Below are 26610 nucleotides of genomic sequence, written 5' to 3'. Positions count from 1 at the left end.
ACCCCGCCGCTGCGGCGGACCCGGCGGTGACCGACCCGGCGGCGGCTCCGGCGGTCGCCGGCCCGTCCTTCGACGACCTGCACCTCCTCGCCGACGAGCCGCCGGCCGGCTGGCCACCCGCGGTCGCGCCGCCACCCGCGGTCGCCACACCGCCCGCGGCGCGGCACGCCGCCCCGCCGCCGGGCGGGTACCCGTCGAGCACCGCCCCGCCGACACCGGTCGTCGGCCCGGCACCGGCCGCTCCCCCGGCCACCGGGCCGACGACCGGCCCCGCCGCGCCGCCGTCCGGCCTTCCGGTCCGCACCCCACCGCCCGTCCACACCCCGCTGCCCGTCCGCACCCCGCCACCCGCCGGCCCGCCGCCGACCCCGGCCGGCACCCCGCCCGCCGGACCGGGCCGGATCGGCCCGCCGCCATCCACCGGACCAGGGCGGATCGGCCCGCCGCCACCCGTCGGACCGGGCCGGATCGGCCCACCGCCGCCTACCGGACCGGGTCCGGTCAGCCCGCCACCGCCCGCCGGACCCGGCCGGATCGGCCCGCCGCCACCCGTCGGGCCGGGTCAGGTCGGCCCGCCCGCCGGACGTCCCGGCCTGGCCGGGACCCGGTCGCCCATCCGGCAGCGGGTGCCCGGAGCGAACCTGCCGCCCGGACCGCCGAGCCGGCCCGTCGGGCCGCCGACCGGACCGGCCGGACCGGCGACCGGGCCGCTGATCGGCGTCCCCGCCGACCCGGCGATGGTCCGGGCCCTGGTCGAGGCGTTCCAGGACGGGGTACGCCGGGCCGAGGACGACGTCACCCCGGCCCCGCCGACGCCGGAGCGACCCCGGCTCAGCCGGCGGGTGCCCGGGGCGAACCTGGCCGTATCCCCGGTGCCACCCGCGCCGCCGACCAGCTCCGACCCCGGCGACCCCGTCGAGGTCCGCAACCGCATCATCGAGTTCGAGGCGGGCGTCGCCCGTGCTCTGCGCGAAGTCAGTCCCGATCGCCGCTATGAAGAGGATCCATCACGGTGACCAGCCCGTACCTGCACGACAACGTCGACCAGAGCACAACCGGCGACCTCAGCCCCGAGGCGCGCACCTTCAACTGGCTGCTCGACTCGTTCACCTCCAGCACGGCCGGGGTGATGGAGGCGATCGCGGTCTCCTCGGACGGGCTGCTGATGGCCATGTCCGCGATCAAGGACCGGTCCAACGCCGAGCGGCTCGCCGCCGTCGTCTCCGGCATGACCAGCCTCGCCGGGGGCGCCGCGAGCTGGTACGCGCTGGGCGCGCTCAACCGGGTGATCGTCGACATGGCCGATGGCTACCTGCTGATCAGCGCCATCAGCAGCGGCTCGGTCCTCGGCGTGGTCGCCGACCGGTCGGCCAACCTGGGCACCGTCGCGTACGAGATGACGCTGTTCGCCGGCCGTGCCGGCGGTGCCCTGAGTCCCCGCCTGATCGCCGAGCTGAAGAACTCCGTCCAACAATGAACCCGGGGGCCGCCGGTGGGGACCCGGAGCCGGAACCCGGCATACGGATCCGCCCCTTCCTGCGCGCGTCCGCTCCCGGCCCCGGCCCGGACGCGGACGACGGGGAGCCGCCCGGCCCACGCCCGTTCGTGCTCACCGCCGGGCGGGTGGACGGCGACCCGGCGATCAGCCTGGAGACGCAGGTGACCGCCCGCCCGGGCAGCGGCTCGTGGGCGGTCACCGCCCGCCTGGCACCGGAGTTGGCGGCGATCGTCGCGATCTGCGTCGAGCCGGTCTCGGTCGCCGAGATCTCCGCCCGCACCCGGATGCAGTTCGGGGTGACTAGGGTGCTGGTCGGCGACCTACGTGCCGCCGGTCACCTCGACGTGCACGTCGCGGACGTCGACGACGCCCTCGATCCCGACATCATCCTGCGAGTGATAGATGGACTCCGTGCGATCTCCTGAATGGCCGGCCGCGGCCCTGGGCGGGCCGTCCTCGNGGCCCGGCGCCGCTGATCGGCCGGGCCACGCCACCCCCGCCGGCCGGGCCGCCGCTGCCGTACCGGCCGCCGGGGGAGCCGGGCGAGCCGGCGCCGATCGTCAGCCGGGTGCCCGCGCCCCGGCCGCCGGTCCCGGTGAAGATCCTGATCGCCGGTGGTTTCGGCGTCGGCAAGACCACCACGGTGGGCGCGATCTCCGAGATCGCGCCGCTGACCACCGAGGCGGAGATGACCAGCGCCGGGATCGGCGTCGACGACCCGGGCGGGGTGGCCGGGAAGACCACCACCACGGTGGCCATGGACTTCGGCTGCGTGACCATCGACCGCAGCCTCAAGCTCTACCTCTTCGGTACGCCCGGCCAGGCCCGGTTCGGCTTCATGTGGGACGACCTGGCCCGGGGGGCGCTCGGCGCGCTGGTGGTGGTGGACAGCGCCCGGCTCGACGACTGCTATCCGGCGATCGACTTCTTCGAGCGGGCCGGGCTGCCGTTCGCCGTCGGCGTCAACGCCTTCGACGGGCGGCTGGCCCTGGACCTGCCGTCGATCCGCTGGGCGCTGGCGATCGCCGAGCATGTGCCGCTGGTGCAGTTCGACGCCCGGGACCGGCTTTCCGTACGGGACGCGCTGCTGGTCGTCCTGGACCGGGCGCTGGACCGGGCGACCCGAACCCGGAAGGGCTGAACCGGCCGTCGGTTCGGCCCGTGTCTGCGAAGGGGTGGACGCGATGAGAGGTGATCTGGACGAGACACTGGCCCGGCTGGCGCGGCGCGAGGAGGCGCTGCGCCGCCGGGCCCCACTGCCCGCCGACATCGAACGGGGTACGCCCGATGGCGGGCCGGCACCGGAGCCGACACGGGACCGGGCCGGGCACGGCGCGTACCGGCTGCGTGGTGGCGGGACGCCGCCCCGGCGGGACCCGGTCGAGGAGGTGGCCGAGGCGGTCCGGCGGGTGGTCGCCGAGCACCCCGGGCTCGCCGTGGCGCTGCGGGTGGAGTTGGGCGAGCACGCGTACCCGTTGCGCATCTCCTGGGCGGGCCCGGAGGTGACGGTGGGGCCGCCGGTGCCGCCGCCGGCCCTGCCGATGTCGGTGCGGACGGTGCCCGCGCCCGGCCACGACCCGCTGGAGGGCGACCCGGCGGCCCGGCTCGCCGAGATGATCCGGCGCGACCCCTTCCTGCTGGACGACTCCGGCCCGCGCTGACCTCGGCGCGCCCGGGCGGCGACGGATACTGTCGGCGGGTGGCGGAACCCGACCTGACCCTGACCGCGAGCCTGCGGCCGGCCGCGCTGGACGCCAGACGCGGCGTCGTACGCCTGCACCCCGAGGTGCTGACCGCGCTGGCGCTGCGGCCCGGCGACCCGGTGCGGCTCGCCGGTCGCCGGGTGACCGCCGGCATCGCGGCCGCCGCCGAGCCGGGCACCAGCAACGTCCTGCTCCATGCCGACGACCTGCTGCTGGGCAACCTCGGCCTGCGGGCCGGCGGTCAGGTGACCGTCAGCCGGCTCCCCTGCACCCCGGCGCGGCGGGTCACGCTGGCCGGCCCGGCGGCAGTGACGGCCGCGGTGCCGCCGGAGATGCTGCGGCTCGCTCTGCTGGGCAAGGTGGTCACCGCCGGTGACGACGTCTCGCTGCTACCGCAGGACGTGCTCCCGGACGCCGCCGTGCGCGGCCTGGTCGAGGCCGCGCGGCGCAGCCTCGCCAGTTCCGTCGGGTACGCGTGGACCAGCACGCTGCTCACCGTCGTGTCGGCCGAGCCGGCCACCGGAGCGCTGGTCACCATGGACACGGTGGTGGGTTGGGAACACGGCGCGACCACCCNCCCCCCCGCCGGTTCGACCGGTCCCGCCGGCTCGACCGGTCCCGGTGGTTCGACCGGTCCCGGTGGTTCAGCCGGTCCCGGTGGTTCAGCCGGTCCCGGTGGTTCGGCCCGTTGGGACGGGCCGGGGGCGTCCGAGGCGACGTCACCGGGGGACGGCCTGCTCGGTCCGGAGGACGCGCCCGACGTGGACGAGCTGCCCGGCCTGCGGGCCCAGGCCGAGGAGCTGACCGAGCTGCTGGACCTGGGCTTCCACCACCGGGAGGTGCTGGGCCGGCTCGGCACCACGGTCTCGCTCGGGGTGATGGTCGAGGGCCCCGCAGGCTCGGGCAAGTCGGCGCTGGTCCGCGCCGTCGCCGCCCGCGTCGGCGCGCGCGTCCGCCCGCTCTGGGCGCCGGAGCTGGCCGCGCTCACCAACGACGCGGCGGCCCACCGGCTGCGTGCGGCCGCCTCGGCGGTACGCGCCGGCGGACCGGCCGTGCTGCTGGTCACCGACGTGGAGGCGATCGCCCCGGCCGACGAGCCGGGCCCGCTGGCCACCGTGTTCCGGCAGGTGGTCGCCGAGACCGTACGCGCCGGCGCGGCGGTGGTCTGCACCAGCGCCCGACCCGAGGCGGTGGATCCCGCCCTGCGCGGGCCGGACCTGCTCGCCCTGCGGATCGCCGTGCCGCTGCCCGACCCGGCGCTGCGCCGGGAGCAGTTGACCGTGCTCACCCGGCAGGTGCCGCTGGCCGGTGACGTCCGGCTGGACGAGGTGGCGGCGCGTACCCCCGGTTTCGTCGCCGCGGACCTGGCCGCGCTGGTGCGGGAGGCCGGGGTGCGGGCGGCGCTGCGGCAGAAGTCGGCGGAGACGCCGACCGTGGCGATGGCCGACTTCACCGCCGCCCTGGAGGTGGTCCGGCCGACCACGATGGCCGCGTCCACCCTCGAACTGGCGTCGGTGACGCTCGACGACGTCGGCGGACTGCACGACGTCAAGCAGACGCTGACCGAGTCGGTGCTCTGGCCGCTGACCTACCCGGACACCTTCGCCCGGCTGGGCGTCACACCACCGCGCGGGGTGCTGCTCTACGGGCCGCCCGGCTGCGGCAAGACCTACCTGGTCACCGCGCTGGCCGGCTCGGGCCGGGCGAACGTGCTGTCGGTGAAGGGCGCCGAACTGCTCTCCAAGTGGGTGGGCGAGAGCGAACGGGCGGTCCGCGAGCTGTTCCGCCGGGCCCGGGAGGCGGCCCCCACCCTGGTCTTCCTGGACGAGGTGGACGCGCTCGCGCCGGTACGCGGCCAGGCCACCGACGGGGGCACCACCGACCGGGTGGTCGCCGCGCTGCTCACCGAACTGGACGGGGTGGAGTCGCTGCGCAACGTGGTGGTGGTCGGCGCGACGAACCGGCCGGAGCTGATCGACCCGGCGCTGCTGCGCCCCGGCCGGCTGGAGCGGCTGGTCTACGTACCCCCGCCGGACGGCCCGGCCCGCGCGGAGATCCTGCGGGCCGCGGCCCGGAACGTGCCGCTCGCGCCGGACGTCGACCTGGACGCGCTCGGCGCGGGGCTGGACGGTTTCTCCGCGGCCGACTGCACCGCGCTGGTCCGGGAGGCGGCCCTGGCCGCGATGCGCGAGTCCCTGACCGCGAACACGGTCACCGCTGCGCACATGGCGACGGCCCGCACCCGCGTACGTCCCTCCCTGAACCCCGCCCAACTGGCCCACCTGGAGTCCTACGCCGCCACCCAGCATCGTTGATCATGAAGTTGTAGATCTCCGATTCTGCCGCCAACTTCATGATCGACGGGAGCGGTCTCGGGGGTGGGTGGTCAGTCGGTGGGGAGGAGTGGGCCCAGGGGGCCCAGGTTCAGGTTGAGGTCCTCGGGTGTCAGGCCGAAGTGCTCTCTCAGCTGGGTCATCTGCTCCTCCAACGCCATCAGCGTGGCGCCGAGGCGCTCGATCTGCTCGTCGGTGAGGTCGCCCAGGTCGACCCGGCGCAGCGCCTGCCGTTCCATCAGCTGGCGGAGCAGCTCGACGACGGTGAGCACCAGGCTCGCCAGCCCGCGCTCGACCGAGTTCTCGTCCACCGCGAGTCGGCGGTCCAGCGGACGCACCCGGGGCGCCTGCCACGACGACTCGCCCAGCGCCGCCGCCAGGGCGGACGCCTCGTCCCGCCCAGCCATGGCATCTTCGCCGGAACGGCCCGCAGCGCCGTCTGCGCCGGCCCGGCCTGCGCCGGCCGGGCCGCTGGGACGCCCGGTCACGGCGTTTCCGCCGGGACGGGCGGGAACGCCGGACCGAGGGCCGGCTCGGGTGGGGCGAGCGCGCCGACGGACGCGACCAGTGCGCGCAACGAGATCCGGATCAGGTCGATGTCGGCGATGGCCAGCGTGATGTCGCCGGTGACCACCACGCCGGTCGCGAGCACCCGGTCGAGCAGGTCCACCAGAGCCACCTGCCGGAAGGCCGACGGGTCGTCGACGCTGCTCGGCGCCAGCACCGTCACGCCCATGCCGGCTCCGCCGTCGGTTCCGCCACGAAGGAGTACGGCGGCCACGGGCCGGTCAGCTCCAGCCTGAGCTCCGGGTGCCGGTCGGCCAGCTCGCCCGCCAGCGCGGAGAACCCGTCCAGCCCGGCGCGTTCGACCAGGTACGCGCCGTTGAGCACCATGGTGGTGGGCGCGCCGGAGAGCCGCCGGTCCTGCGGGGCGTGCCGGCGGGCGGAGACCGCGTACCCGGCGAGCGCGGTGTGCACGGCAGCCGCCGCGTCGGCGGCGATCCGTTGCCCCTCCTCCCGGGCGGTGAGCTGGGCCCTGCGCCGCCGCAGGTACGCCGCTCCCGCCCCGCCCACGCCGGTGGGTTCCGTGACGCGCGGGGTGCCGCCGGGCACCACGTACCCCTTCACGCCCCACTCCTGCCGGCCGGTGAGCCGGGTGAGCGTGCCGACCAGCTCGTCGTGCCGCTCGGCCAGCATCGCGGCCACCCGGTCGTCGTCGCGGTAGACCGTGGCGAGCCGGGCCGGCACGACCGCGCCGGTCCGGGAGAGCGCGTCGACCACCGCGTGGTGCGCCCGGGCGGCCCGCTCCAGCCAGCCCAGGTCCTCCAGGTTGCGACGCAGCGCCTCCTCGCCGTACTCGGTCAACGGGGCGTCGGCCACCACGGCGGCCAGGCCGGGACCGGTGACGGTGCGGACGGGTGTGCCGGCGACCCCGGTGATCCCGGTGCGGTCCGCCGGGCCCTCGGCGACCACCGCGTGCAGCCAGACGCCGGTGCCGGTGGGCTCAGTCGTCGTACTCATCCCGCTCCTTCCCGGCGGACCGGGCGGCGACCCGCGGCCGCCGGGACGCCTCGACCTCCTCGGGGTCGCGCGGCCCCGGCTCGACCGGCGGGCGGGCCCGGGAACTCAGCCACGGGTCGTGCTCCCACCAGTCGATGCCGATCTGCCGCGCGGTGTCCACGGAGGCGATGACCAGCCGCAGCTTCAACGTCAGCAGCTCGATGTCGAGCAGGCTGACCCGGATGTCGCCGGCGATGACGATGCCCCGGTCGAGGACCCGTTCCAGGATGTCGCCGAGGTTCGCCGGCTCGTGCCCGGCACCCATCACCTGGCCGGTGTTCTGCACCACCGACGGTGGCCGCGCTGTGGTCATCTCAGCCCCCGTCCCCCTTGCCCCGCTGGTAGCGGCGCGTTCGCCGGTAGCCCAGCAGGACCCCGGTCATGTCCAGCTCCACCTCGTAGAGACCGAGCAGGTCGGTCGACGCGGGGATGCGGTGGTCCTCGACCATCTCCACACCGACCAGCCAACCGTCGTCGGTGGGCTGGATCGAGGTGACCCCGAGCGGGTCCTTGCCGGTGAGCGCGACGACCTGGTGCAGCCCCTCCCGGGCCGCCTCGGCCGCGCTGATCGCCTCCTCGTCGTGCTCGTCGAGGTAGCGGTCCTCGCCCCCGCCGGGCCGCTCGCGGTTCCCGTCGCCCCGGATCCGTGTCGACGTCATCTCTTCTCCCTCGCCCCACGCTGCTGGTCACTGCGCCGGCGGACGGCCCGTCGGCGGGCGGACGGCTGGCTGCCACCTGCCTCCCGGGACGCGGTACGACCGGCGGACGGATTCAGCCGGTCCAGCACGCGCTGCTGGCCCCGGTCGCGTTCCTCGGGCGTGATGTCACCGGCTGCCGCCGCCCGGTCCAGCTCCTCCAGCTCGCGTCGGATGTTGACCGGGTTGTACTGCTGCGACTCCGCCTCGCGGGCGATCACCTTGACTATGCTGGTGAGCCCGCGCACCGGGGCGTACGGCAGGGTCAGCAGTCCCCAGAGGATGTCCACGGCTCACTCCACCAGTTGGTGTGCGCTGACGAAGTCGTACGGGGCGAGCGGGCCGATCAGCCGCATCCGCATCAGGTCCCGGCGCTGTTCGGCGAACTCCTCCACCGCCCGGACGAACTCGTCCTCCTGGTCGGCGCCGACCAGGAAGGCGACGTTCACCGCGTCCAGCTCGTGGCTGGGGCGACGGGGCGTGTTCGCCGCCGCGAACCGGTCGACCGCGTCGATCATGGCGCGGTTCTCCGCCTCCCGGCGCAGCTCCACCGCCTGGCTGATCATCTCGCCGAGCCGGATCCGCTGCTCCCGGCTCTCCGCCTCCGACCGCCCGCGTACCTGATCGGCGAGCGCGGCGGCGGAACGGTTCTGGGCCAGCAGCTCGCCGATGAACTCCTGCTCGTCGAAGCGGCCGTGCACCGTGTACTGGATCCGGTCCTCGAACTCGTCCAGGGCGGCCGCGAACCGGTCGTGGTGCGCCTCCAGCAGGTCGTACACCCCGTCCTCGCCGGTCACCACCGTGCCGAACCGCACCGGCAGGACCGGCGCCACCTCCGCGGTGCCGTCCAGCAGCCGCTCGTACGCGCTGAGGTCCGCCGGGCGGCCCATCGGCTCATCCAGCGCGACCTCGCTGACCAGCGCCGCCAGGTCGCCGTGCCGGATCGCCGCGACCTCGCCCGGCGGGTCGCCGACCCCCTCGGCGTCGGGGGTCGGCTCCACGTCGGACGGTACGATCCCGTAGACGAACAGGCCCGTCTCCTGCTCCATCTCAGCGCTCCCTGTCCCGGCGGCGGGACCGTTCCCGGTCGTCACCGCGGTCCCGCAACGAGTCGGTCACCGCGCCGGTGATCTCCTGCGCGGCCTTGCCGAGACCGGCCACGGCCTTACCCTTGGTGGCCGCGCCGGCGGCGTCGCCCACCATGTCGGGCAGCCCCTTGGTGCCCTTGGGCGTGATGCTCAGCCGGTCGACCGCCTCGGCGAACCGCAAATACGTCTCGACGCTGGCGATCACGATCCGGGCGTTGATCTCCAGAAGCTGGATACCGACCACGGCGACCGAGATCTGGGCGTCGATCACCACGCCCTTGTCGAGGATGGTCTCCACGACGTCGGCGAGAGTGCCGCCGCCACCACCACCGCCACCACCGGTGCGCTCCAGGGCACCACCGGACCGGCCGCTGGTCGCCATGGTCATTCGCCACGCTCCTCGCGACGCCGCCGGACGACCGGCCGGCGAGGCGACTCGGGAGCACGCGGACCCCGCTCCTCACGGCGACCCCGGTCCTCACGGGAGCCCCGGTCCTCCCGGCNCCCTCGTCTTCCCGGCGCCCCCGGTCCCCGCGGGACCCCTGGTTCTCATCGCGGTCGGGGTCCTCATCGCGGTCCCGGTCCGCACGGGAGCCCCGGTCCTCGCGGCGGTCCCGGTCCTCGCGCTGCGGGCGGCGGGCCCGCTCGGGCTGCCGGCGGCGCGGCTCCTCCTCGTACTCCTCGTCGTCGAAGTCGTCACCGGAGTCGTAGTCGTCGTACTCCTCGTCCTCGGCGGGGCGACGGCGCTGCGGCGGCCGACGCCGGTCGCGCCCGGCGGGCCGTTCCTCCTCCGGCTCCTCCTCCGGCTCTTCCTCGCGCCCCTTCGGCCTTCCGCCCCGGCCCTGCTCCTCCTGCTCGCCCCGACCCTGCTCCTCCTGCTCGCGGGCCTCCTGCTCCTCGCGGAGCGCGGTCTCGTGGTCCTTGACCACCTGGGAGTCTTCGATCTCACCCCGCCAGCCCTCGACGGAATCGGGGTCGAGCACGGTCTGGGTCATCACATGCCGGACGAAGTGCTTCAGCTCCAGCCGCGCCCGGCGCCCCTGGGCGCGCCACAGGTTGCCGGTGTGCTCGAACAGACCCTGCGGGTGGTACTCCAGCACCACCAGGATTCTCGTCAGCTCGGAGCCGACCTCGTGGAAGCTGACCGTGCCGTCGACGGCACCCTTCTCGCCCTTCGACCGCCAGTGGATCAGACGGTCCGGGATCTGCCGGACGATGGTCGACTCCCAACTCCGGTGCGACCAGAAGACCTGCGCCTTCCAGGTCATCTTCTCGTCGGAGTCGTTCTCGGCCTGCTCGACCTTCTTCATGAAGCTCGGGAAGTCGCCGAACGTCGTCCACTGGTTGTACGCCACCCGGACCGGCACGCCGACCTCGATGGTCTCGACGATGTTGGTGACCTTCTGCTTCTTGCCGCCCTTGCCACCCTTGCCGCCGCCGCCGAACGCCGACATCAACTTCTCCTTACCGCCGGCCAGGCCGGCATGGAACATGGCCTTCATCGGGGACTGGCCGTCGGCGAGCTTCTTCGCGCCGGTGGCCGCGGCCACCAGGCCGGATCCGCCGCCCTGCTGGGCGTACTCGCTGAGCCGCCCGGTGGCGCCGGTGACCCGCTCGGTCACCACCCGCACGGCCCGCTCCCCGATCGCGGATGCGAGGTTGCGCAGCTCGCCGCCGAGCTGGTCTCGGGCCTTGTCGGTGAGGCTGCTGGCCATGGTCATCGCCCCCGCCGCCGACGCACGGGCGCCGGCCGCTCGTCCCGGCCCTGGTCATCTCGGCCCTGGTCATCCCGGCCCTGGTCANGTCGTCCTGGTCCTCGTCGTCGCGGCCCTGGTCGTCCTGGTCCTCGTCGTCGCGGTCCTCGTCGTCGAAGTCCTCGTCGCCGCCCTGGTCGTCCCGGCTCTCGTCCCGGCCCTGGTCGCCCCGGCCCTGGTCGCCCCGGGCCCTGGGCTGCTCGTCGAGTTCCTGCTCCTCGTCCGGCGCCGAACCCGAAGCGTTGTCCGGCTGCTCCCCGGACGAACCCGGCGACCTGCGGCGCAGCGCGTCGGCACCGCCGCGCAGCTTGCCGCTGACCGCGTCGATGCCGCTCCCGGCGGCGGCGGTCGCCGCGGCCTTGCCTGCGGTGAGCAACGGGGCACCGAGCTTGCCGAGGGTGCCCAACTGCGGGCTGCCCCCGAGCAGGCCGCCGGCCATTCCCTTCAGGCCGCCCGGCTGCTGGCTGGCCCGACCGGCGGCCACCGCGGCGGCCAGCGTGAGGGCGGTCCGCATCTTTTTACGACGTCCCAGGACATACCCGAAACCGACCGCCAAAGCGATCCGAGCTCCGCTCTTCATCAGTTCTCCTTCGCTCCCCGGCGGAAGGGACACCTCATGGACGAGCAGGCCCCGGAAAAACAACTGCCGAGGATCAGCGCAAAGGTGCCTGCGACCGGTGTCCCGCATCAGCGGACCTGGCCGGCAGTACCCGTCGCCCTATTCCCGAAACATTTCCTCAGCGGAACGGGAAAGGCGTCGCAGCAGGGGCGAAACTGCCCATTCGAGCAGGGAGAACGTGAGCTGTGCGGGTCGGGCGGGGACCGGATTCAGTGCGCCGGCAGAGCCGAATCAAGACACATTCGGGCGTGCAGCTTGCCGCCCTCTTCCCGCAATTCCGCACCACATTTACGAAGGACGGATATCGCGCCGGTGTTGGCCGGAGTGGTGTCGGCGACGACGGTACGCATTCCGGCCGCCGCCGCCGCGTGCAGCAACTCCCGCAACGCCGCCGCGCCCAGACCCCGCCCCCGGGCGGACCGGCCGAGCCACATCCCGGTCTCCACCGTCCCCGGCTCGTCACGGAGGGTCATCCGCACCATGCCGACCACCTCGCCGCCGGCCACGATCGCGTACATCTGGGTGCGGGTCGGGCCGCCGAGGCCGCCGAAACTTGCCCGGTGGAACTCGCGGAAGGCGTCACGGCGAGCCAGTGACCAGCCTGCGGGCGCGTCCACCGGAGGCATGACATCCTCCGGCTCCGCCTCGGCCGCCGCTACGGAGAGCAACGGCTCCAGGTTCCGTTCGTCCACCTGCTCCAGCCTGACCGCACCCGTCACGAGGCGGAGTCTGCCGGCCGGTCCGGCGCACGTCCACCCCTTTGGGAACTGATTGCCGGTACGGCGGAGCGGGTCGGCCGGTCGTACCCCCCGGGGTGTTCCCGCCTCACGCTCCGTTGTCATCCGACCGGTTCGATCCGGCGTGAGCGTGCTCACCTCACGTCCGCGGGAACTCGCAGAGCACCACCGAGGCGTCGTCGGTGCGCTTACGCCGGCGCAGCCGGTCCGGATGGTTCCGTTCGGCCGCGCGGACCCGGTCGATCAGCCCCGCCGGCCCCTCGACGGTCACCACCTCCACCAACCCGGCCCAGTCGAAGAGGCCGAACTGTTCCACCGCGCAGGACGCACCGTCGCTGAGCAGCACCGCCCGGCGCAGCGCGCCCGGACCGCGCAGCGGGACCGTCCCGGTCAGCGCGTGGTAGGCCGCATCCGGGTCACCGGCCGCCGCCCAGTAGCCGTGGGTGCGATTCATCCGCGTCCGCTGCACGGTGACCGCACGCCGGAACCGCGTCACCGGGTCGGTCTCGCCGTCGGGCAGCGCGGCGGCGAGCCGGCGCAGGTCGGCCAGCGCCGTCTCCAGCCGGTCGTCGTCGACCACGTCGATCCCGCCGTCGGTGTCGAGCACCAGCGGACTGTCGCAGAGCACCAGGTAGTCGACCTGGTCACCGCCCTCCCGCAGCAGGCAGACGGTGGACGACGGGGTGCCCGGGTGGTCCAGGTCGCACGCGCCGTCGTGGTCGGCCCGCACCGCCAGGATCGCCGCTGCCAGGCTGCTCATCAGCGTGGCCGCGGGCCGGGCGGCGACCGCCAGGCCGATCCGGGCGGCCAGGTGCCGGACGTACCAGGCGGGGCCGTGCACGCACCCGGTGTCGAAGCCCTCCGGCACGGTGGCCCCGTCGAGGACGCCGACGAGCGGGCCGAACCGGAAGACGACGTCCTCGTTCTCCAACCGACCCGGTGCCGGGTCGGAGGCGGAGCACACCCGCATCGTCGGCGCCTCCCCGGCCGGGCGGGCCGGTCGGCTACCGGTCGCGTACCGGCGGTCCGGTGCACCCATCNCCCTCGACCCGCGGAACATCCTGGCAACTCGCAGTCGACGCGTCGACGCAACCGGTAGCGTCGAGAGCGACCGGGTCGGACCCGGTGACGGGGGGTTCGCAAATGTTGGAGCGGTTGCACGAGTCGGGGGTCCGGGCGGAACATGCCTACCTTGCCGGGTTCGTCAGCATCGGGCTCTCGTTCACGAGCTGGTTCCTCTCCAAGCACCTGGAGCGTGCCGGCGTGGCGCGGGCGGACCGGTGGGGCATCTTCATCGGCGAGTGGGCACCGACCTTCTTCGCCATCGGCAACGGGCTGCGCACGTACGAGAGGTGAGGCGGCTCAGCGCCGCCGGTTGCGGGCCCGGGACGAGCGGAGCCGGCGCAGNTGAGCAACTGGTAGTAGCGGGTCGCGGAAAGCCCGAACGTGTCCCGGATGGCCTGCTCCTTGGCGCCGGCGTGCTTCCACCACCTGGACTCGAAGGCGAGGATCCGCCGTTCCCGCTCGGTGAGCCCACCGGCCGGCTCGGAGGCGACGGCGTCGCCCGGCTCGGGCGGGGCTTCGCCGACGGGAAGAGCGGGCTCGGCCAGCGCCCCTGACCGACCCGGCCGGGTGGCCTGCGCGGTCGGCGCGGACTCCGTGGGCGGCGCGGACTCCATCGGCCGCGCGGACTCCATGGGCGGCGCGGACTCCGTCGGCAGTGCGGTGCGGGGTGGGGGTACGGCGACGCGGGGCGTCCGGCGCGTACCCTCTGTCGGCCCCGACGGGTCGGGGCGGTCGGCGGTCCGTTCCGTGGCGTCGGCGGACACGGCGCTCCTCTCCGACAGCGGGTGACCGGCGCGCACGGGGCCCCGGCCGGGGGACCCAGCGTAACCAGGGCCGTCGCCGGCCGCATCGCCCGCCACCAGTTCGGGGAAGTGGCGACTTCCAGCACGCTCGATGCCGCCGGTTCCGCGTACTGGTGTCGCGCTGTATGGGCTCGATGGGCGGCGGCCGCCGGNGGGCAGCGTCCAGACGCGGACGGCTGCCACCCGCTCGGCCGGCGGCGCGGACGAGGGTCAGGAGATGTCGCGCCGGCGCATGGTCCAGAACGCGGCGACCAGGGCCGCGACGGCGCCGATGCCGAACACCAACGCCGACTGCTGCCAGGTGACCACGTACCTGGCCGGTTCGCAGGCTCCCCGGGCGAACTCGCAGGTGTCGTAGTCGAACAGCTCCGCCTGCTTGAGGAACCACGACTGGGCGTACGTGGAGAGCACGTAGCGGTCGCCGAACGGCACCGACAGCACCCCGACCGCGATCCGGATCCCGACCTCGCTGATCGCGAACAGCGCCACCGCCGCCCCCAGCGCCATCGCGGTGTGCCGGCCCAGCGAGGCGAGCGCGAAGGCGACCGCGCCCACCACGAGCACCAGCGCCAGCGCCCGTAGCCCGTCCAGCCCGATCGAGCGCCACGCCCCGGCGGTCATCTTGGCGGTGGTGCCACGGGACGTGCCGATCAGCCAGAACGCGGCGGTCCAGAGCGCGCCGAGCACGACGCCCACCCCGAGCACGGTGGTCAGCAGTGCGGCCAGCTTGGTACCCAGCACGGCGAGCCGTCTCGGCCGCCAGAGCAGCAGGTTCATCATCCCGCCGGTGTTCCACTCGGCGCCCACGAAGGACGCGCCGACGATGAACGCGAAGAGCGCCACGGCACCGGCGAAGACGGCGATGAACGTGGGGAACTCGGCCCGGAAGTCGAACTGGTAGGGCAGGTTCCACTTCGGGTCGAACATGTCCGGCTGCGGCTGGTAGTCCTTGCCGCAGTTCGGACCGAACCGTTCCTCGGTCTGCTCGCCGCGGGCCTGGGCGGCCTCGCAGTCGGCCACGGTGCGCTTCCAGTCCTGGACCGACTGCCGGTACTGCGCGTCGGACTCGGCCTGCGCCGCGGCCACGGCCGCCGGGGAGAGCTTGTGGCTGGAGAAGCTGAACGCGGTGGCCACGGTGGCGAGCCCGACCAGCAGCAGGACGAGCAGGAGCCGGGTGAGCCGGCGCTTGGCCAGCCGGCGCAGCTCGGTGACGAACAGGCTCATGCGCCCCAACCTCCTGCGGTGCCGGTCTGGTCGACCTTGGCGGACTGATCGACCTGACGGTGCTGGCCGGGGACCGGCGCGGTGGCGGTCAGTTCGAGGAAGACGCTCTCCAGGTCGACCGCGACCGGGGTGAGTTCGCTGACGTAGAGGCCCTGCTCGGCGAGGAGCCGGCTGACCACGGCCGGCTTGTCCACGCCGGCCAGCATCAGGTGGTCGGCCTCGGTGGCGGCGACGCGGATCCCGGACCGGGTCAGCGTCTCCGCGGCCTGGGGCAGGTCGGTGACCGCCTCCAGGCGTACCCGGACGGCGTTCTGGGAGTGCGCCGCGAGCACCTCGTCGACCGGCCCGTACGCGACCCGCCGGCCGAGCGAGATGATGGTGACCGAGTCGCAGATGAGCTGGATCTCGCCGAGGATGTGGCTGGAGAGCACCACGGTCATCCCGGATTCGGCCAGCTCGCGCATCAGCCGGCGCATCTCCCGGATGCCGCCGGGGTCGAGGCCGTTGGCCGGCTCGTCCAGGATGAGCAGCTTCGGGTTCTTGAGCAACGCGGAGGCGACGGCCAGCCGCTGCTTCATGCCGAGGGAGTACGTCTTCACCCGCTCCCCGGCCCGGTCGCGCAGCCCGACCAGCTCCAGCACCTCGTCGACCCGCCGGGCCGGCAGCTCGCCGGCCCGGGCGAGCAGGCCCAGGGTGTCCCGCGCGGAGAAGTGCGGGAAGAACTGCGGGCTCTCCACGATGGCGCCGACGCTGCCGGCGACCGCCGGCAGCGCCCGCGGCAGCTCCTGACCGAGGATGGCCATCCGGCCGCCGTTGGGCTGGATCAGCCCGAGCAGCGTACGCAGCGTGGTGGTCTTGCCCGAGCCGTTCGGGCCGAGGAAGCCGTGCACCTGGCCGGCCTCCACCTGCATGTCGAAGCCGTCGAGCGCGTGGCGGACCCCGCGTTTCCGACTCCGGTACGTCTTGCGGAGACCTTCGATCTCCAGGACAGCCGACACAGCTGACCTCCCCCGATAGGTAAGTGACCGCCACACCATACGCGGTATGCATCCATTGGCAATACCGGGTATGCACCTACGGGGTGTTAAGCGGGGGCCCCTCCTATACCGGAGGCGTTAACCGGGGCCCCCTCCTTACGCGGTGACGACGTGGACGCCGGCGTCGCGGAACGCCTGGACCGTCGCGGGAGCGGCGCCGGAGTCGGTCACCAGCGTCTCCACCCGGTCCACCGGGCAGATCCGGGCGAACGCGTGCCCGCCCAGCTTGGACGAGTCCGCGATGACCACGACGCGCTTGGCGCGGGCCACCATGAGGCTGTTCATCGCCGCCTCGCCCTCGTGGTGCGCGGCGGCGCCGAGCTGCGGGTCGATGGCGTCCACGCCCAGCAACGCGACGTCGAGGGTCACCTCGCGCAGCAGCGCCCCGCCCAGCGGGCCGACCAGCTCGAACGACTTGGGCCGGACCACGCCGCCGGCCACCACCACCTTCATCCGCGAGCGCACCAGCAGCTCGTTGGCGATGTTCAGCGCATTGGTGACCACGGTGAGCTGGGCGCCCTCGGCGTTGGTGTTGAGGTCCGGGCGGACCGCCAGGGCGCGGGCCACCTCGGTGCTGGTGGTGCCGCCGTTGAGGCCGACCACGGTGCCCGGGGAGACCAGCGCGGCGGCGGCGGCGCCGATCCGCTGCTTCTCCGCCGAGTGCTTGGCGGTCTTGTAGCGCAGCGGCAGGTCGTAGGAGACGCCGTTGGCGACCGCGCCACCCCGGGTCCGCGTGATCATCTGCTGCTGGGCGAGCTGGTCGAAGTCCCGCCGGATGGTGGCCTGGGAGACGTCCAGCCGCTCGGCCGCCTCTTCGACGCTGACCCGACCACTGTCGGTCAGCATTTCGAGCAACGCGTTCCAACGCGCGTAGCGGTCCACCGCGGGGGCCTCCCCTGACTTTGCACGAACGGTGATTGTTTGCGTGCACACTAGTGCGCGAAACTATGCCGACGCAAAACTCTGTCGTGCGCGAACGGAGGGACAGTTGCCACAGCCGACCTGGTTCGCGCAGAATGACGCGCGAAAGACGGCCGTATCGCGCCGTATTGCGCAAAGTCTCCCCTGGCGAGGAGTTGTCATGGCGTACGTGCACGCGGAGATCGCGAGCCAGCCCGACTGCTGGCGGGAGGCGGCCCGGCTCGCCCCGAGCGTCGCCGAGCACCTGCCGCGCCCCGGCGAGCGGGTCGCCGTCGTCGGTTGCGGCACGTCGTGGTTCATGGCGGCGGCGTACGCCGGGCTGCGCGAGGCCGCCGGCCAGGGCGAGACCGACGCCTTCCAGGCGAGCGAGTTCCCCACCGGCCGCCGCTACGACCGGCTCATCGCGATCACCCGGTCCGGCACCACCACGGAGGTGCTCGACCTGCTCGCCGCGCTGCGCGGGCAGGTTCCCACCACCGTCCTGGTGGGCGACCCGCACTCGCCCGCCGTCGAGCTGGCCGACGCCACCGTCGCGATGCCGTTCGCCGACGAACGCTCGGTCGTCCAGACCCGTTTCGCCACCACCGCGCTCGCCCTGCTCCGCGCCCACCTCGGCGAGGACGTCGGCCGGCTGGCCGCCGACGCCGAGGTCGCCGTCCGGGCCCCGCTGCCGATCGACCCGGCCCGCATCGAGCAGGTCACCTTCCTCGGTCGCGGCTGGACGGTCGGGCTGGCCCAGGAGGCCGCGCTGAAGTGCCGCGAGGCGGCCACGTTCTGGGCCGAGGCGTACCCGGCCATGGACTACCGGCACGGCCCCATCTCGGTCGCCGCCCCGGGCCGGCTGGTCTGGGCGTTCGGCGACATCCCGGACGGGCTGGCGGAGGACGTGGCCGCCACCGGGGCCGCATTCGTGCACAGCCGCACGCACGGCTGCCGCACGGTGCTCACGAGCTGGGCGGCCGGCCGCAACCCGGTCGACCCGATGGCCGACCTGATCCTCGCCCAACGCTTCGCGGTCGCGCTCGCCACCAGCCGCGGCCTCGACCCCGACGCACCCCGCCACCTGAGCCGGTCCGTGGTGCTGNNNNTGGCACAGCATGAGCGAACGCACCGAGCGCAGCGAGGGCCGTGAGCGCATGCCCAGCCGGCAGACGGCGTGACGGCCCGCGACGAGGTCGTCGTCGCGCTGGACGTGGGCGGCACCGGGATGAAGTGCGCCCTGGTCCGGCCGGACGGCACGACCGTGCACGCCGAACGGCACGCCACCGCCGCGCATCGCGGGCCGGACGCCGTGGTCGGCACGATCCTCGACGTGGCCGAAGGGCTGGCCGGCAAGGCCCGCGCCGCCGGCCAGACGCCGGTGGCCTGCGGCATCGCCGTACCCGGGGTGGTCGACGAGGCCCACGGGGTGGCGGTCTGGTCGGCGAACGTGGGCTTCCGGGACGTACCGCTGCGGGAGCTGGCGCGAACGCGGCTCGGCCTGCCCGCGGCGCTCGGCCACGACGTGCGCGTCGGCGGTCTGGCCGAGGCCCGGCTCGGCGCCGGCCGGGACGCCGGCCATGTGCTCTTCGTCGCGATCGGCACCGGCATCGCCGCCGCGCATGTGGTCGACGGGTCGGCCGCCGCCGGCGCGCACGGCGCCGCCGGGGAGATCGGCCACATCCTGGTACGCCCCGGCGGTCCGCGCTGCGGCTGCGGCCGGGCCGGCTGCCTGGAGGCGCTGGCCTCGGCCTCGGCGATCGGCCGCCGGTACACCGAACTCGCCGGCGCACCGGCCACCGCGGCCGACGTGGCCGACCGGGCGGCGGCCGGCGACCAGCTCGCCGGCGACGTGTGGCGGGAGGCGGTGGAGGCCCTCGCCGACGGCCTCGCCACCGGGCAGGCGCTCTACGACGTGGCGACCGTGGTGATCGGCGGCGGGCTGGCCCAGGCCGGTCCCCGGCTGTTCGACCCGCTGCGCACCGCGCTGCGCGAACGGCTGACCTTCCACCGCGAACCGCGCCTGGTCGCGGCCGCCCTCGGTGACGAGGCCGGCTGCCTCGGCGCCGCCCTGCTGGCCCTGGACACCCTGGCGAAGGAGAGTCGATGACCCGGCGCGTGACCGGCAAGGTGGTGACCCCGACCGGCGTGATCCGGCAGGGCTGTGTGGAGGTCCGGGACGGCCGGATCAGCGCGGTCGCCGACTACCCGTCGGTGCACGACGGGCACTGGATCCTGCCGGGCTTCGTGGACATGCACACCCACGGCGGCGGCGGCCACACGTTCACCACCGGCGACCCCGCCTCGGCCCGGCAGGCCGCCGCGTTCCACCTCGGGCACGGCACCACCACGCTGGTGGCCAGCCTGGTCAGCTCCCCGTTCGCGCTGATGCGCGACGCCACCGCCGCGTTCCGCCCGCTGGTCGAGGCGGGCGTGCTCGCCGGGATCCACTTCGAGGGCCCGTACCTGTCCGCCGACCGCTGCGGCGCGCAGAACCCGGAGTTCCTCCGCGACCCGTCCACCGAGGAACTGACCGAGCTGGTCGAGCTGGGCGGCGGCGCGGTGCGGATGGTCACCCTCGCCCCGGAGCGGGCGGGCGCGACCGAGGCGATCGAGTTGCTGGTGGCGAACGGCGTGGTCGCGGCGGTCGGGCACACGGACGCCACCTGGGCGCAGACCCGCGCGGCGGTGGCCGCCGGCGCGACCGTCGGCACCCACCTGTTCAACGGGATGCGTCCGCTGCACCACCGCGAGCCCGGCCCGGTGGTGGCACTGCTGGAGGCCCCGAACGTGGTCTGCGAGCTGGTCGCCGACGGCGTGCACCTGCACGACGGCATGCTCGGCTTCGCCACCTCGGTGACCGGCCCGGACCGGGCCGCGCTGATCACCGACGCGATGGCCGCCGCCGGGATGGCCGACGGCGAGTACGAGCTGGGCGGCCAGGGGGTCACCGTGGCCGACGGCGTGGCCCGGCTCAGCCGGGACGGCGCGATCGCCGGCAGCACGCTCACCATGGACGCCGCCCTGCGGCACGCGGTCGGCGCGGGCATCGCGCTGCCGGACGCCGCCCGCATGGTGTCCACCACCCCGGCCCGCGCGCTCGGCCTCGGCGACCAGGTGGGCGCGCTGCGGACCGGGCTGCGCGCCGACCTGGTGGTGCTCGACGACGACCTGAACGTGGTCCGGGTGATGCGCGGCGGCGAGTGGGTGGAGTGAGCCGGGCCGGTCAGCCGGCGGTGGGAACCTCGACGCCGAGCACGGCCTGCTCGTCCGGTCGGTGCACCAGCACGTCCGCCAGGTAGGAGTGCACGGCCCGGCGCATCCCGACGTCCCGGCCGGCCCGCTCGGAGAGCAGCCACTTGTGCTCGATGATCTGGGCGAACAGCTCCTGCGGCTCCAGCTTGCGGCGCAGGTGCGCCGGGACCGCCCGGACCACCGGCTCGAAGACCTCGGTGAGCCAGCGGTGCGCCGCCTGCTGCTCGTCGGTCAGGTCGCTCTCCAGTCGGTAGGCGTCCAGGTCGTTGAGGAGCTTGCGGGCCTGGTTCTCCTCCGCGTCGAGGCCGGTGAGCCGCAGCAGGCGTCGGGTGTGGTAGCCGGCGTCGACCACCTTGGGCCGCACCAGGTAACGCCCGTTGTCCACGGTCGACATGGCGACCTCGGCGACGTCGAAGCCCAGCTCGTTGAGGCGGCGGATGCGGCCCTCGATGTCGTGCCGGGCGGCGCGCTCGACCTGCTGCTCGTAGGTGATCTCGTGCCAGAGCCGCTCGTAGCGCCGCACCACCTCCTCGCAGACCACCTCCGGGTCGATCGACTCGTGCAGCAGGCCGGCGGCCTGGAGGTCGAGCGCCTCACCGAAGATGTTGACCCGGGCGATCTCCAGGTCCTCGCCGCGCTGGCCGTTGGAGAGCGTCGGGTGCAGCGCCCCGGTCTCCGCGTCCACCAGGTAGGCGGCGAACGCGCCCGCGTCCCGCCGGAACAACGTGTTCGACAGTGAGCAGTCGCCCCAGAAGAAGCCGGTCAGGTGCATCCGGACGATCAGCGCGGCCAGCGCGTCCAGCAGCCGGTTCATCGTCTCCGGGCGCAGCGTGTTGGAGAACAGCGCCCGATAGGGCAGGGAGAACTGGAGGTGCCGGGTGATCAGCACCGGGTCGAGCGGCTCACCGTCGTCGGTCTGCCGGTCGGCCACGATCGCGATCGCCTCCACCGAGGGGAAGTCGATCCGCTCCAGCGCCCGCAGCAGGTCGTACTCGCGCTCGGCGACCCGCTCGCCGGTCTCCTTCACCGCGTAGACGTACCCGCCGAGCCGGACGANCACTGCTCCAGCGGGGTCGACCAGGGGAGGTCGAGCAGCGCCGGGTCGACGAGGGCCGAAGTGATCCGCACGGCCACCAGTGTGACCGGTGACCCCCGCGCCGCGCTCCCCTTCGTGGTTGGGCACACAACCGCCGATGCCCGCACGGCCCGGCCGTCCTCGGCGGCCGGTAGCGTGGTCGCGTGCGCCAGACCTCAGGGGTACGCGGAGACCTGCGCCTGCGGCCCGTCCGACCGGCCGGGTGGTGGTGCGACGGGCTGCTGCTCGCCGCCCTGGTGGCGCTGACCGTGGCGCTCGCCGCGGGCCACCTCTTCGGGCTGGACCGGGCCGTCGCCGACTGGTCGGCCGCACACCGCCCAACCGCCGCCCGGTGGCTGGCGATGGCGTTCAACCTGCTCGGTCAGGGCACTCCGCTGACGCTGCTGGCGGCCGGGCTGGGCCTGCTGCTGGCGGTGCGGCTGCGCTCGGTGCGACCGGTGCTCCCGCCGGTGGCCGCGTTCGTGCTCACGTTCTTCACGATCGGTCCGCTGAAGGTGTGGACGGCCCGCCCGGCGCCGAGCGCCAGCGTGAAGGAGCCGTTCTTGTCGCCCGAGCAGACGCTGCCGCTGTTCCAGCACGAACTACCGGTGCGCTTCGCCCAGTCGTACCCGTCGGGGCATGTGGCCAACGGGATCGTCTGGTACGGCGTGCTCGCCCTGCTGCTGGCCCCGCTGCTGCGCACGGTCGGTCGCACGATGCCGCCCCGGCTGGTCACCGTGGTCCGGGTGGTGCCCCCGGCGGTGGTCTTCTGCACCACCGTCTACCTGGGCTGGCACTGGCTCACCGACTCGGTCGCCGGGCTGCTGCTCGGGCTGCTGCTGGACCGGCTGCTGCACCGGGTCCCCTGGGACGACCTGCCGCTGCCCGGGCGCGCGGGCGGCTGGACGCGACCGGTCGACTGGTCCGCGCCGCGCTGAGCGGCCCGTGCCGACGGCCGATCGGTGCCGGCGGCACCGGCCGTTCACTCCGGGCCCATAGGCTGCCGGTGTGGAACGGTTGGCGCGGCGACTCGGCGTACCCGATGCGGTCGTCATCGGTCTGGGCTCGATGCTCGGCGCGGGCGTCTTCGTGGTCTTCGCCCCGGCCGCGTCGGCGGCCGGCGGCGTCGGGCTGCTGGTCGCGCTCGCGCTCGCCGGCTTCATCGCGTTCTGCAACGCCACCAGCTCGGCCCGGCTCGCCGCCCGCTACCCGGAGTCCGGCGGCACCTACGTCTACGGCCGGGAACGGCTGCACCCGTTCGCCGGCTTCGTCGCCGGCTGGGGGTTCGTGGTCGGCAAGACGGCGAGCTGCGCGGCGATGGCGTTGACGATCGGGGCGTACCTGTGGCCGGGCCGGGCGCGGCTCGTCGCGGTCCTCGCGGTGGTGGCGGTGACCGCGGTGAACCTGCGCGGCATCGGTAAGACCGCGACCGCCACCCGGGTGCTGGTCGCGGTGGTGCTCACCGTGCTCGCGGCGGTGGCGGTGACCGGCGCGCCGCACGTCGCGGCCGACCGGCTCACCGGCCCGGCCGACATCGGCACGCGCGGCGTGCTCACCGCCGCCGGCCTGCTCTTCTTCGCCTTCGCCGGGTACGCGCGGATCGCCACCCTGGGCGAGGAGGTACGCGACCCGGAGCGCACCATCCCACGCGCGGTGCCGCTGGCGCTCGGCGCGGTGCTGGCGATCTACCTGACGCTGGCGGTGGTCGCCCTCGGCGTGCTCGGCACCGACCGGCTGGCCGCCGCACCGGCGCCGCTGGTCGAGGTGGTGACCGCAGCCGGCCGGCCCGGGCTGGCCTGGCTGGTCCGGTTGGGGGCGGCCGTCGCGGTGACCGGGGTGCTGCTGTCGCTGGTCGCCGGCGTCGGCCGCACCACGCTGGCGATGGCCCGCCGCCGCGACCTGCCCGGCGCGCTGGCGGCCGTGCACCCCCGCCACCGGGTGCCGCACCGGGCCGAACTGGCCGTGGCCGCCGTGGTGATCGTGGTGGTGTCGCTGGCCGACGTGCGGGGCGCGATCGGCTTCTCCAGTTGCACCGTGCTCGTCTACTACGCGATCACCAACGCCGCTGCGCTCACGCTCGGTCGGGACAGGCGGCTGCTCGCCGCGCTGGGGCTGGTGGGTTGCCTGGTGCTCGCGGTCAGCCTGCCGCTGCCGAGCGTGCTCGCCGGGTTCGGGGTGCTCGCCCTCGGCGCACTCTGGTACGCCGTCCGCCGGTAGGAAACCTGCGTCGTCAGGCCCGACGCTCCGACCACCGGACCGGCACGGCGAGCAGGAACCGGGCGTAGAGGTCGGCCACCGGGACCGCTGGGAGATCGTCCACGGCGCTGACGAAGAGGCCCGCGAGGTAGACCTGCGCCGTCAACAGGTCCCCCGCCGCGAGGGTTGCCAACGCGGCCAGGCATGGGTAGGACCGTCCGCACGCCGCACACAACCAGGACGGGCGCTGTGGGCTGTGGAGGGTCACCCAGGCCGCCCCTCATCGGCCGGCCTGGGTTCGGCCGGTGGCGGCAGGCGGCGGCGGTCCGGGCACGCGCGCCAGCGCAGCCCGCAGACGCAGCGCAACGACCAGCGCCGGCGATGGTGAATCAGATCGGAAGGCGTGGGCTTCCGTGCGGAGCGTGAACGCACATCTCAGGGTTGCGCAGCGCCGGTCACACGTCAAGTCCCTCCGTCAGGTACCAATGACAGGCTTGACGCGAGACTGGTACCCGCGTGCCTAGCGTCGGGTCGTGGCGAAGCTTCGACTGATGGGTACCCATGAGATTCGCGTACGCCTGGGCGGCATCAGTCGGCAACGCGTCTACGAACTGACCCTGCGACGCACCTTCCCCGAAGCCGTCGCCGATCTGGCGCAGGGCAAGGTATGGCTCGCTGAGGACGTCGAGCGCTGGATCGCGGAGCACCGCCCCGACCTCACCGAGGAGGGCGAGGGCTAGAAGTCTGCTGGTCCCAGCATCGGGTCAGCCTTTCGGTTGGCGGGGTGCCGGCGCGGCCGGCGGCCCCGGTGTGGTCTCCCGCAGCAGGGCGGTCAGCCCCGCCCGTCGGGCTACCACGGTCAACCGGTCGCCGGCCCGCACCACCATGCGCGGGTCGAACGCCCAGTCCGCCTTCTGCCCGGTCCGGGTGTACGCGAGCAGGCGCACCTCGCCGGGGCGGGCGACCGCGCCGAGCGGCCGACCGTCCAGCGGCGAACCGGCCACCACCGGCACCTCGGTGACCAGCAGCGCGTGCCGGTCGACCGGGATGGTGGCGATCACCGCGCGGTCCAGCAGGGCCGCCGCGAAGGACGGCGCGGCCAGGTAGGACACGCTGCGCGAGATGCCGATACCGAACGCCTGCTGGATCCGCTCGGCGAAGTCGCCGTCGAACAGCCGCAGCACCACCCTCAGGTCGGGGCCGAGGGAACGGGCGATCAGCGCGGCGCGCAGGTTCGCCCCGTCGTCGGTGGAGACCACCACCAGCGCCTGACAGGTGTCGACCGAGGCCGATCGCAGCGTCTCCTCCAGGCCGGCGTCGCCGACGATCAGCGGCACGCCCAGCCGGTGCGCCAGCGACGCGCCACGCGCCTCCGGGTTCTTGTCGATCGCCACCACCTCGACGCCGAAGTCGTGGAGCTGGGCCATCACCCGGCTGCCGATGTTGCCCAGCCCGACCACCACCACATGCCCGGAGCGGTCCGGTTGGATCCGTCCGGCGTGCAGGGCCAGCCGGGCGTTGACGATGCCGTCGACCACGACGGCCGTGATCAGCGGAATCAGCGCCAGCCCGGCCAGGTTCAGCACCACCTGCATGACCTGGGCGGCGGCCGGCTTGTTGACGTCCGGGTCCTGACCGCTCAGCGTGGTGACCAGGGTCAGGTAGAGCGCCTCGCCCCAGTCGACGCCGGCGGCCCGGGCGTTCAGCCAGCCCAGCACCGCGATCACCCCGAGTAGCACCAGCACCGCGATGCCGATCTTTCGGGTGGCGAAGCTGCGCACGGCCCGCAGCAGCACCTCCACCGGCTGCCGGCGCCGTCGGGCCCGGACCAGCCGGCGGGCGGCCAGCTCGGTGCCGGCCGGGCGGCCGGTCGCCTCGGCCAGCACCACGTCGGCCGCCGCCTCGTCGGCGGGCAGCACCCGGACCAGCTCCGGGTCCGAGGTGACCGCCAGGCCGCAGACCACGTCCTGCGGGCGTACATCGGTGCGGCGGGCCACGTAGAGCGTGCGGCCGGCGTGCCGGAAGTGGGTGGGGGCCACTTCGCCGAGCGCGGCGGCGACGAACGCGGGGGCGGCCATCGAGGCGTCGGAGAGCACCGCCGAGTCGGGGAAGAGCTGCCGCAGCCCGTTGGCCAGGCTGGTGTTGTACATCCGCACCACCAGGCGCAGCCTGGACTCGACCTCCTGCGCGCAGAGCGCCGCGTGCATGTTGCCCACGTCGTCCTGGTGCAGCAGGGCCAGCCCGTCCGCACCGGCCAGCCCGGCCCGACGGAACGCGGCCTCGTCGAGCCGGTCCGCCCGGACGACGCGTACCCCGGGCACGTCCCGCCCGTCCGGACCGTCGGATCGGCGGCGCTCCGGGACCAGCAGCGTCACCCGGACCTGGCCGGCGGCTGGGTCGGTGGCGAGCAACGCCCGCACCACCCAGTAGGCCAACGGGTCGGAGCCGCAGACCACGTAGTGAGGTCCCTCGTCGTTGCCCCACAGGTGCCGCAGCGGTGTCGCGCGGCGCGCACGGTCACGCAGGGGCTCGGCCATGCCCGGATCGTAGTCAGCCGCTCGCGACGGGCGCAGCCCCACGATCATGAGCGCATGGGGCCGCCGGGTACGGGTAGAGCACCGGCATGCAGACGTTCCTGCCGTACCCGGATTTCCTGGCCAGCGCCCGGGCGCTGGACCAGAAGCGGCTGGGCAAACAGCGCGTGGAGGCCATCCAGGTGCTGCGCGGCCTGACCCGGCCGGACTACGGCTGGCGCAACCACCCGGCGGTGAAGATGTGGGCCGGGTACGAGGAGGCGCTGACCCGGTACGGGCTGGACATGTGCGCGGTGTGGTGCGAGCCGGGCCGGGCCGACACCTGCGCCGCCACGCTCGCCACCGACCTCGCCGCCGCCTGCGGCATCACCGTGATCCGGACCCAGGACGAGCTGGCCGCCACCGGCGACCTCCCGCCCTGGCTGGGCCTCGACGACCTGCACCGCAGCCACCGCTCCTCGCTGCTGCGCAAGGACCCCACCCACTACGCCCCCCAGTTCCCCGGAACCCCGCCCGACCTGGAGTACGTCTGGC

General features: G+C 74.2%; 27 protein-coding genes and 7 pseudogenes. 15 read left to right on the top strand and 19 right to left on the bottom strand.

The features are described 5' to 3' along the window. From B1205_RS32195 to B1205_RS22755, 7 genes and pseudogenes are all read left to right on the top strand, one after another. Nucleotides 1-1016 (top strand): annotated as a pseudogene (locus tag B1205_RS32195) (hypothetical protein); the annotation flags it as partial. Continuing rightward, nucleotides 1013-1477 carry a roadblock/LC7 domain-containing protein gene (locus tag B1205_RS22775; protein ID WP_089157461.1) on the top strand — a complete coding sequence of 155 codons (465 nt, stop codon included), beginning with the start codon at nt 1013-1015 and terminating at the stop codon, nt 1475-1477. The pseudogene B1205_RS32195 and the gene B1205_RS22775, both read left to right, overlap by 4 nt. After that, entirely contained in the window at nt 1474-1923 is a 450-nt protein-coding gene (locus B1205_RS22770; protein WP_089157460.1) for a DUF742 domain-containing protein, read from the top strand. Before B1205_RS22775 ends, B1205_RS22770 begins: the two co-directional genes overlap by 4 nt. A gap of 143 nt (nt 1924-2066) precedes the next feature. Beyond that, nucleotides 2067-2639, top strand: coding sequence for a GTP-binding protein (locus tag B1205_RS22765; protein ID WP_254910139.1), 573 nt, complete (start codon nt 2067-2069; stop codon nt 2637-2639). A 43-nt stretch (nt 2640-2682) separates the two neighbouring features. Then, nucleotides 2683-3159 (top strand): hypothetical protein, encoded by a 477-nt coding sequence (locus tag B1205_RS22760; RefSeq protein WP_089157529.1) that lies wholly within the window; start codon nt 2683-2685, stop codon nt 3157-3159. Between the two features lie 38 nt (nt 3160-3197). Next, nucleotides 3198-3777: pseudogene (locus B1205_RS33545) on the top strand (AAA family ATPase); the annotation flags it as partial. Nucleotides 3778-3953: 176 nt separating this feature from the next. Beyond that, nucleotides 3954-5516, top strand: a pseudogene (locus tag B1205_RS22755) (AAA family ATPase); the annotation flags it as partial. Between the two features lie 71 nt (nt 5517-5587). Here B1205_RS22755 and B1205_RS22750 read toward each other — a convergent pair. The 12 genes and pseudogenes from B1205_RS22750 to B1205_RS22695 all read right to left on the bottom strand — a co-directional run bounded on the left by B1205_RS22750 (nt 5588) and on the right by B1205_RS22695 (nt 13026). After that, the gene (locus B1205_RS22750) at nt 5588-5941 is read right to left on the bottom strand and encodes a gas vesicle protein K (protein ID WP_089157457.1); all 354 of its coding nucleotides are present in this window, start codon (nt 5939-5941) and stop codon (nt 5588-5590) included. A gap of 77 nt (nt 5942-6018) precedes the next feature. After that, a complete protein-coding gene (locus tag B1205_RS22745; RefSeq protein WP_089157456.1) occupies nt 6019-6270 on the bottom strand; it encodes a gas vesicle protein in 252 nt (83 codons plus the stop codon). Further along, nucleotides 6261-7055, bottom strand: a complete 795-nt coding sequence (locus B1205_RS22740; RefSeq protein ID WP_089157455.1) for a GvpL/GvpF family gas vesicle protein — start codon at nt 7053-7055, stop codon at nt 6261-6263. Before B1205_RS22740 ends, B1205_RS22745 begins: the two co-directional genes overlap by 10 nt. Beyond that, on the bottom strand, nt 7039-7407 hold the full coding sequence (locus B1205_RS22735) for a gas vesicle protein (protein ID WP_089157454.1): 369 nt from the start codon (nt 7405-7407) through the stop codon (nt 7039-7041). Before B1205_RS22735 ends, B1205_RS22740 begins: the two co-directional genes overlap by 17 nt. A 1-nt stretch (nt 7408) precedes the next feature. Beyond that, nucleotides 7409-7753: a gas vesicle protein GvpO gene (locus B1205_RS22730; protein WP_089157453.1), complete on the bottom strand. Its 345-nt coding sequence runs from the start codon at nt 7751-7753 to the stop codon at nt 7409-7411. Next, a complete protein-coding gene (locus B1205_RS22725) occupies nt 7750-8079 on the bottom strand; it encodes a gas vesicle protein GvpG (RefSeq protein ID WP_217809858.1) in 330 nt (109 codons plus the stop codon). Before B1205_RS22725 ends, B1205_RS22730 begins: the two co-directional genes overlap by 4 nt. A 3-nt stretch (nt 8080-8082) precedes the next feature. Further along, complete coding sequence (locus tag B1205_RS22720) at nt 8083-8838, bottom strand: GvpL/GvpF family gas vesicle protein (RefSeq protein ID WP_089157452.1); 756 nt, start codon at nt 8836-8838, stop codon at nt 8083-8085. 1 nt (nt 8839) lies between these two features. Then, nucleotides 8840-8992: a hypothetical protein gene (locus tag B1205_RS32190; protein WP_254910138.1), complete on the bottom strand. Its 153-nt coding sequence runs from the start codon at nt 8990-8992 to the stop codon at nt 8840-8842. A 135-nt stretch (nt 8993-9127) separates the two neighbouring features. Next, nucleotides 9128-9259 (bottom strand): annotated as a pseudogene (gvpJ, locus tag B1205_RS33540) (gas vesicle protein GvpJ); the annotation flags it as partial. 634 nt (nt 9260-9893) lie between these two features. Further along, nucleotides 9894-10331: pseudogene (locus tag B1205_RS33125) on the bottom strand (SRPBCC family protein); the annotation flags it as partial. 1128 nt (nt 10332-11459) lie between these two features. After that, nucleotides 11460-11969, bottom strand: coding sequence for a GNAT family N-acetyltransferase (locus B1205_RS22700; protein WP_089157450.1), 510 nt, complete (start codon nt 11967-11969; stop codon nt 11460-11462). Between the two features lie 157 nt (nt 11970-12126). Beyond that, a complete protein-coding gene (locus B1205_RS22695; RefSeq protein WP_089157449.1) occupies nt 12127-13026 on the bottom strand; it encodes a hypothetical protein in 900 nt (299 codons plus the stop codon). Between the two features lie 104 nt (nt 13027-13130). On the opposite strand from B1205_RS22695, the gene B1205_RS22690 reads away from it, so the two are divergent. After that, nucleotides 13131-13343 (top strand): hypothetical protein, encoded by a 213-nt coding sequence (locus tag B1205_RS22690; protein WP_089157448.1) that lies wholly within the window; start codon nt 13131-13133, stop codon nt 13341-13343. A 6-nt stretch (nt 13344-13349) separates the two neighbouring features. Here B1205_RS22690 and B1205_RS22685 read toward each other — a convergent pair. From B1205_RS22685 to B1205_RS22670, 4 genes and pseudogenes are all read right to left on the bottom strand, one after another. Then, a pseudogene (locus B1205_RS22685) lies at nt 13350-13684 on the bottom strand (DUF3263 domain-containing protein). A gap of 381 nt (nt 13685-14065) precedes the next feature. Continuing rightward, complete coding sequence (locus B1205_RS22680; protein ID WP_089157447.1) at nt 14066-15079, bottom strand: ABC transporter permease subunit; 1014 nt, start codon at nt 15077-15079, stop codon at nt 14066-14068. Further along, on the bottom strand, nt 15076-16077 hold the full coding sequence (locus B1205_RS22675) for an ABC transporter ATP-binding protein (RefSeq protein ID WP_089157446.1): 1002 nt from the start codon (nt 16075-16077) through the stop codon (nt 15076-15078). The genes B1205_RS22680 and B1205_RS22675 overlap by 4 nt, the downstream gene beginning before the upstream one ends. Before the next feature lie 135 nt (nt 16078-16212). Beyond that, a complete protein-coding gene (locus B1205_RS22670; RefSeq protein WP_089157445.1) occupies nt 16213-16998 on the bottom strand; it encodes a DeoR/GlpR family DNA-binding transcription regulator in 786 nt (261 codons plus the stop codon). A gap of 199 nt (nt 16999-17197) precedes the next feature. Here B1205_RS22670 and B1205_RS22665 point away from each other — a divergent pair, with 199 nt between their 5' ends. The 3 genes from B1205_RS22665 to nagA are packed head-to-tail and all read left to right on the top strand — an operon-like array spanning nt 17198 to nt 20232. Continuing rightward, complete coding sequence (locus B1205_RS22665) at nt 17198-18169, top strand: SIS domain-containing protein (protein WP_089157444.1); 972 nt, start codon at nt 17198-17200, stop codon at nt 18167-18169. Nucleotides 18170-18193: 24 nt separating this feature from the next. Next, nucleotides 18194-19126, top strand: a complete 933-nt coding sequence (locus B1205_RS22660) for an ROK family protein (protein ID WP_089157443.1) — start codon at nt 18194-18196, stop codon at nt 19124-19126. Beyond that, entirely contained in the window at nt 19123-20232 is a 1110-nt protein-coding gene (nagA, locus tag B1205_RS22655) for an N-acetylglucosamine-6-phosphate deacetylase (RefSeq protein WP_089157442.1), read from the top strand. The genes B1205_RS22660 and nagA overlap by 4 nt, the downstream gene beginning before the upstream one ends. Nucleotides 20233-20242: 10 nt before the next feature. Here nagA and B1205_RS22650 read toward each other — a convergent pair. After that, nucleotides 20243-21399, bottom strand: a pseudogene (locus B1205_RS22650) (DUF4032 domain-containing protein). Nucleotides 21400-21510: 111 nt separating this feature from the next. On the opposite strand from B1205_RS22650, the gene B1205_RS22645 reads away from it, so the two are divergent. Both B1205_RS22645 and B1205_RS22640 read left to right on the top strand, forming a co-directional pair. Further along, complete coding sequence (locus B1205_RS22645; RefSeq protein ID WP_089157441.1) at nt 21511-22284, top strand: phosphatase PAP2 family protein; 774 nt, start codon at nt 21511-21513, stop codon at nt 22282-22284. Between the two features lie 70 nt (nt 22285-22354). Then, nucleotides 22355-23563: an APC family permease gene (locus tag B1205_RS22640; protein ID WP_089157440.1), complete on the top strand. Its 1209-nt coding sequence runs from the start codon at nt 22355-22357 to the stop codon at nt 23561-23563. A gap of 13 nt (nt 23564-23576) precedes the next feature. On the opposite strand, the gene B1205_RS30005 is transcribed toward B1205_RS22640, so the two are convergent. Next, the gene (locus tag B1205_RS30005; RefSeq protein ID WP_176308749.1) at nt 23577-23735 is read right to left on the bottom strand and encodes a hypothetical protein; all 159 of its coding nucleotides are present in this window, start codon (nt 23733-23735) and stop codon (nt 23577-23579) included. Between the two features lie 358 nt (nt 23736-24093). On the opposite strand from B1205_RS30005, the gene B1205_RS22635 reads away from it, so the two are divergent. Beyond that, the gene (locus B1205_RS22635) at nt 24094-24282 is read left to right on the top strand and encodes a helix-turn-helix transcriptional regulator (protein ID WP_089157527.1); all 189 of its coding nucleotides are present in this window, start codon (nt 24094-24096) and stop codon (nt 24280-24282) included. Between the two features lie 24 nt (nt 24283-24306). On the opposite strand, the gene B1205_RS22630 is transcribed toward B1205_RS22635, so the two are convergent. After that, nucleotides 24307-26079: an NAD-binding protein gene (locus B1205_RS22630; protein WP_176308748.1), complete on the bottom strand. Its 1773-nt coding sequence runs from the start codon at nt 26077-26079 to the stop codon at nt 24307-24309. An 86-nt stretch (nt 26080-26165) separates the two neighbouring features. Here B1205_RS22630 and B1205_RS22625 point away from each other — a divergent pair. After that, on the top strand, nt 26166-26610 hold a 445-nt coding region (locus B1205_RS22625; RefSeq protein WP_089157525.1), incomplete at its 3' end, for an MSMEG_6728 family protein.

Origin of the sequence: Micromonospora sp. NBS 11-29 (assembly GCF_002140155.1) — a bacterium.
In the GTDB taxonomy this organism is placed as follows: domain Bacteria; phylum Actinomycetota; class Actinomycetes; order Mycobacteriales; family Micromonosporaceae; genus Micromonospora.
This window is presented reverse-complemented; position numbering and strand designations above follow the sequence as displayed.

What these genes read in the sequence shown, in the direction of transcription:
- B1205_RS32190 (WP_254910138.1), bottom strand. Translation starts at nt 8,992, where the DNA reads ATGGTGGGCGACGCCGCCGGCGCGGCCACCAAGGGTAAGGCCGTGGCC.
- B1205_RS22695 (WP_089157449.1), bottom strand. Translation starts at nt 13,026, where the DNA reads ATGGGTGCACCGGACCGCCGGTACGCGACCGGTAGCCGACCGGCCCGC.
- B1205_RS22720 (WP_089157452.1), bottom strand. Translation starts at nt 8,838, where the DNA reads ATGGAGCAGGAGACGGGCCTGTTCGTCTACGGGATCGTACCGTCCGAC.
- B1205_RS22760 (WP_089157529.1), top strand. Translation starts at nt 2,683, where the DNA reads ATGAGAGGTGATCTGGACGAGACACTGGCCCGGCTGGCGCGGCGCGAG.
- B1205_RS22730 (WP_089157453.1), bottom strand. Translation starts at nt 7,753, where the DNA reads ATGACGTCGACACGGATCCGGGGCGACGGGAACCGCGAGCGGCCCGGC.
- nagA (WP_089157442.1), top strand. Translation starts at nt 19,123, where the DNA reads ATGACCCGGCGCGTGACCGGCAAGGTGGTGACCCCGACCGGCGTGATC.
- B1205_RS22635 (WP_089157527.1), top strand. Translation starts at nt 24,094, where the DNA reads ATGGGTACCCATGAGATTCGCGTACGCCTGGGCGGCATCAGTCGGCAA.
- B1205_RS22690 (WP_089157448.1), top strand. Translation starts at nt 13,131, where the DNA reads ATGTTGGAGCGGTTGCACGAGTCGGGGGTCCGGGCGGAACATGCCTAC.
- B1205_RS22740 (WP_089157455.1), bottom strand. Translation starts at nt 7,055, where the DNA reads ATGAGTACGACGACTGAGCCCACCGGCACCGGCGTCTGGCTGCACGCG.
- B1205_RS22680 (WP_089157447.1), bottom strand. Translation starts at nt 15,079, where the DNA reads ATGAGCCTGTTCGTCACCGAGCTGCGCCGGCTGGCCAAGCGCCGGCTC.
- B1205_RS22750 (WP_089157457.1), bottom strand. Translation starts at nt 5,941, where the DNA reads ATGGCTGGGCGGGACGAGGCGTCCGCCCTGGCGGCGGCGCTGGGCGAG.
- B1205_RS22745 (WP_089157456.1), bottom strand. Translation starts at nt 6,270, where the DNA reads ATGGGCGTGACGGTGCTGGCGCCGAGCAGCGTCGACGACCCGTCGGCC.
- B1205_RS22630 (WP_176308748.1), bottom strand. Translation starts at nt 26,079, where the DNA reads ATGGCCGAGCCCCTGCGTGACCGTGCGCGCCGCGCGACACCGCTGCGG.
- B1205_RS22770 (WP_089157460.1), top strand. Translation starts at nt 1,474, where the DNA reads ATGAACCCGGGGGCCGCCGGTGGGGACCCGGAGCCGGAACCCGGCATA.
- B1205_RS22735 (WP_089157454.1), bottom strand. Translation starts at nt 7,407, where the DNA reads ATGACCACAGCGCGGCCACCGTCGGTGGTGCAGAACACCGGCCAGGTG.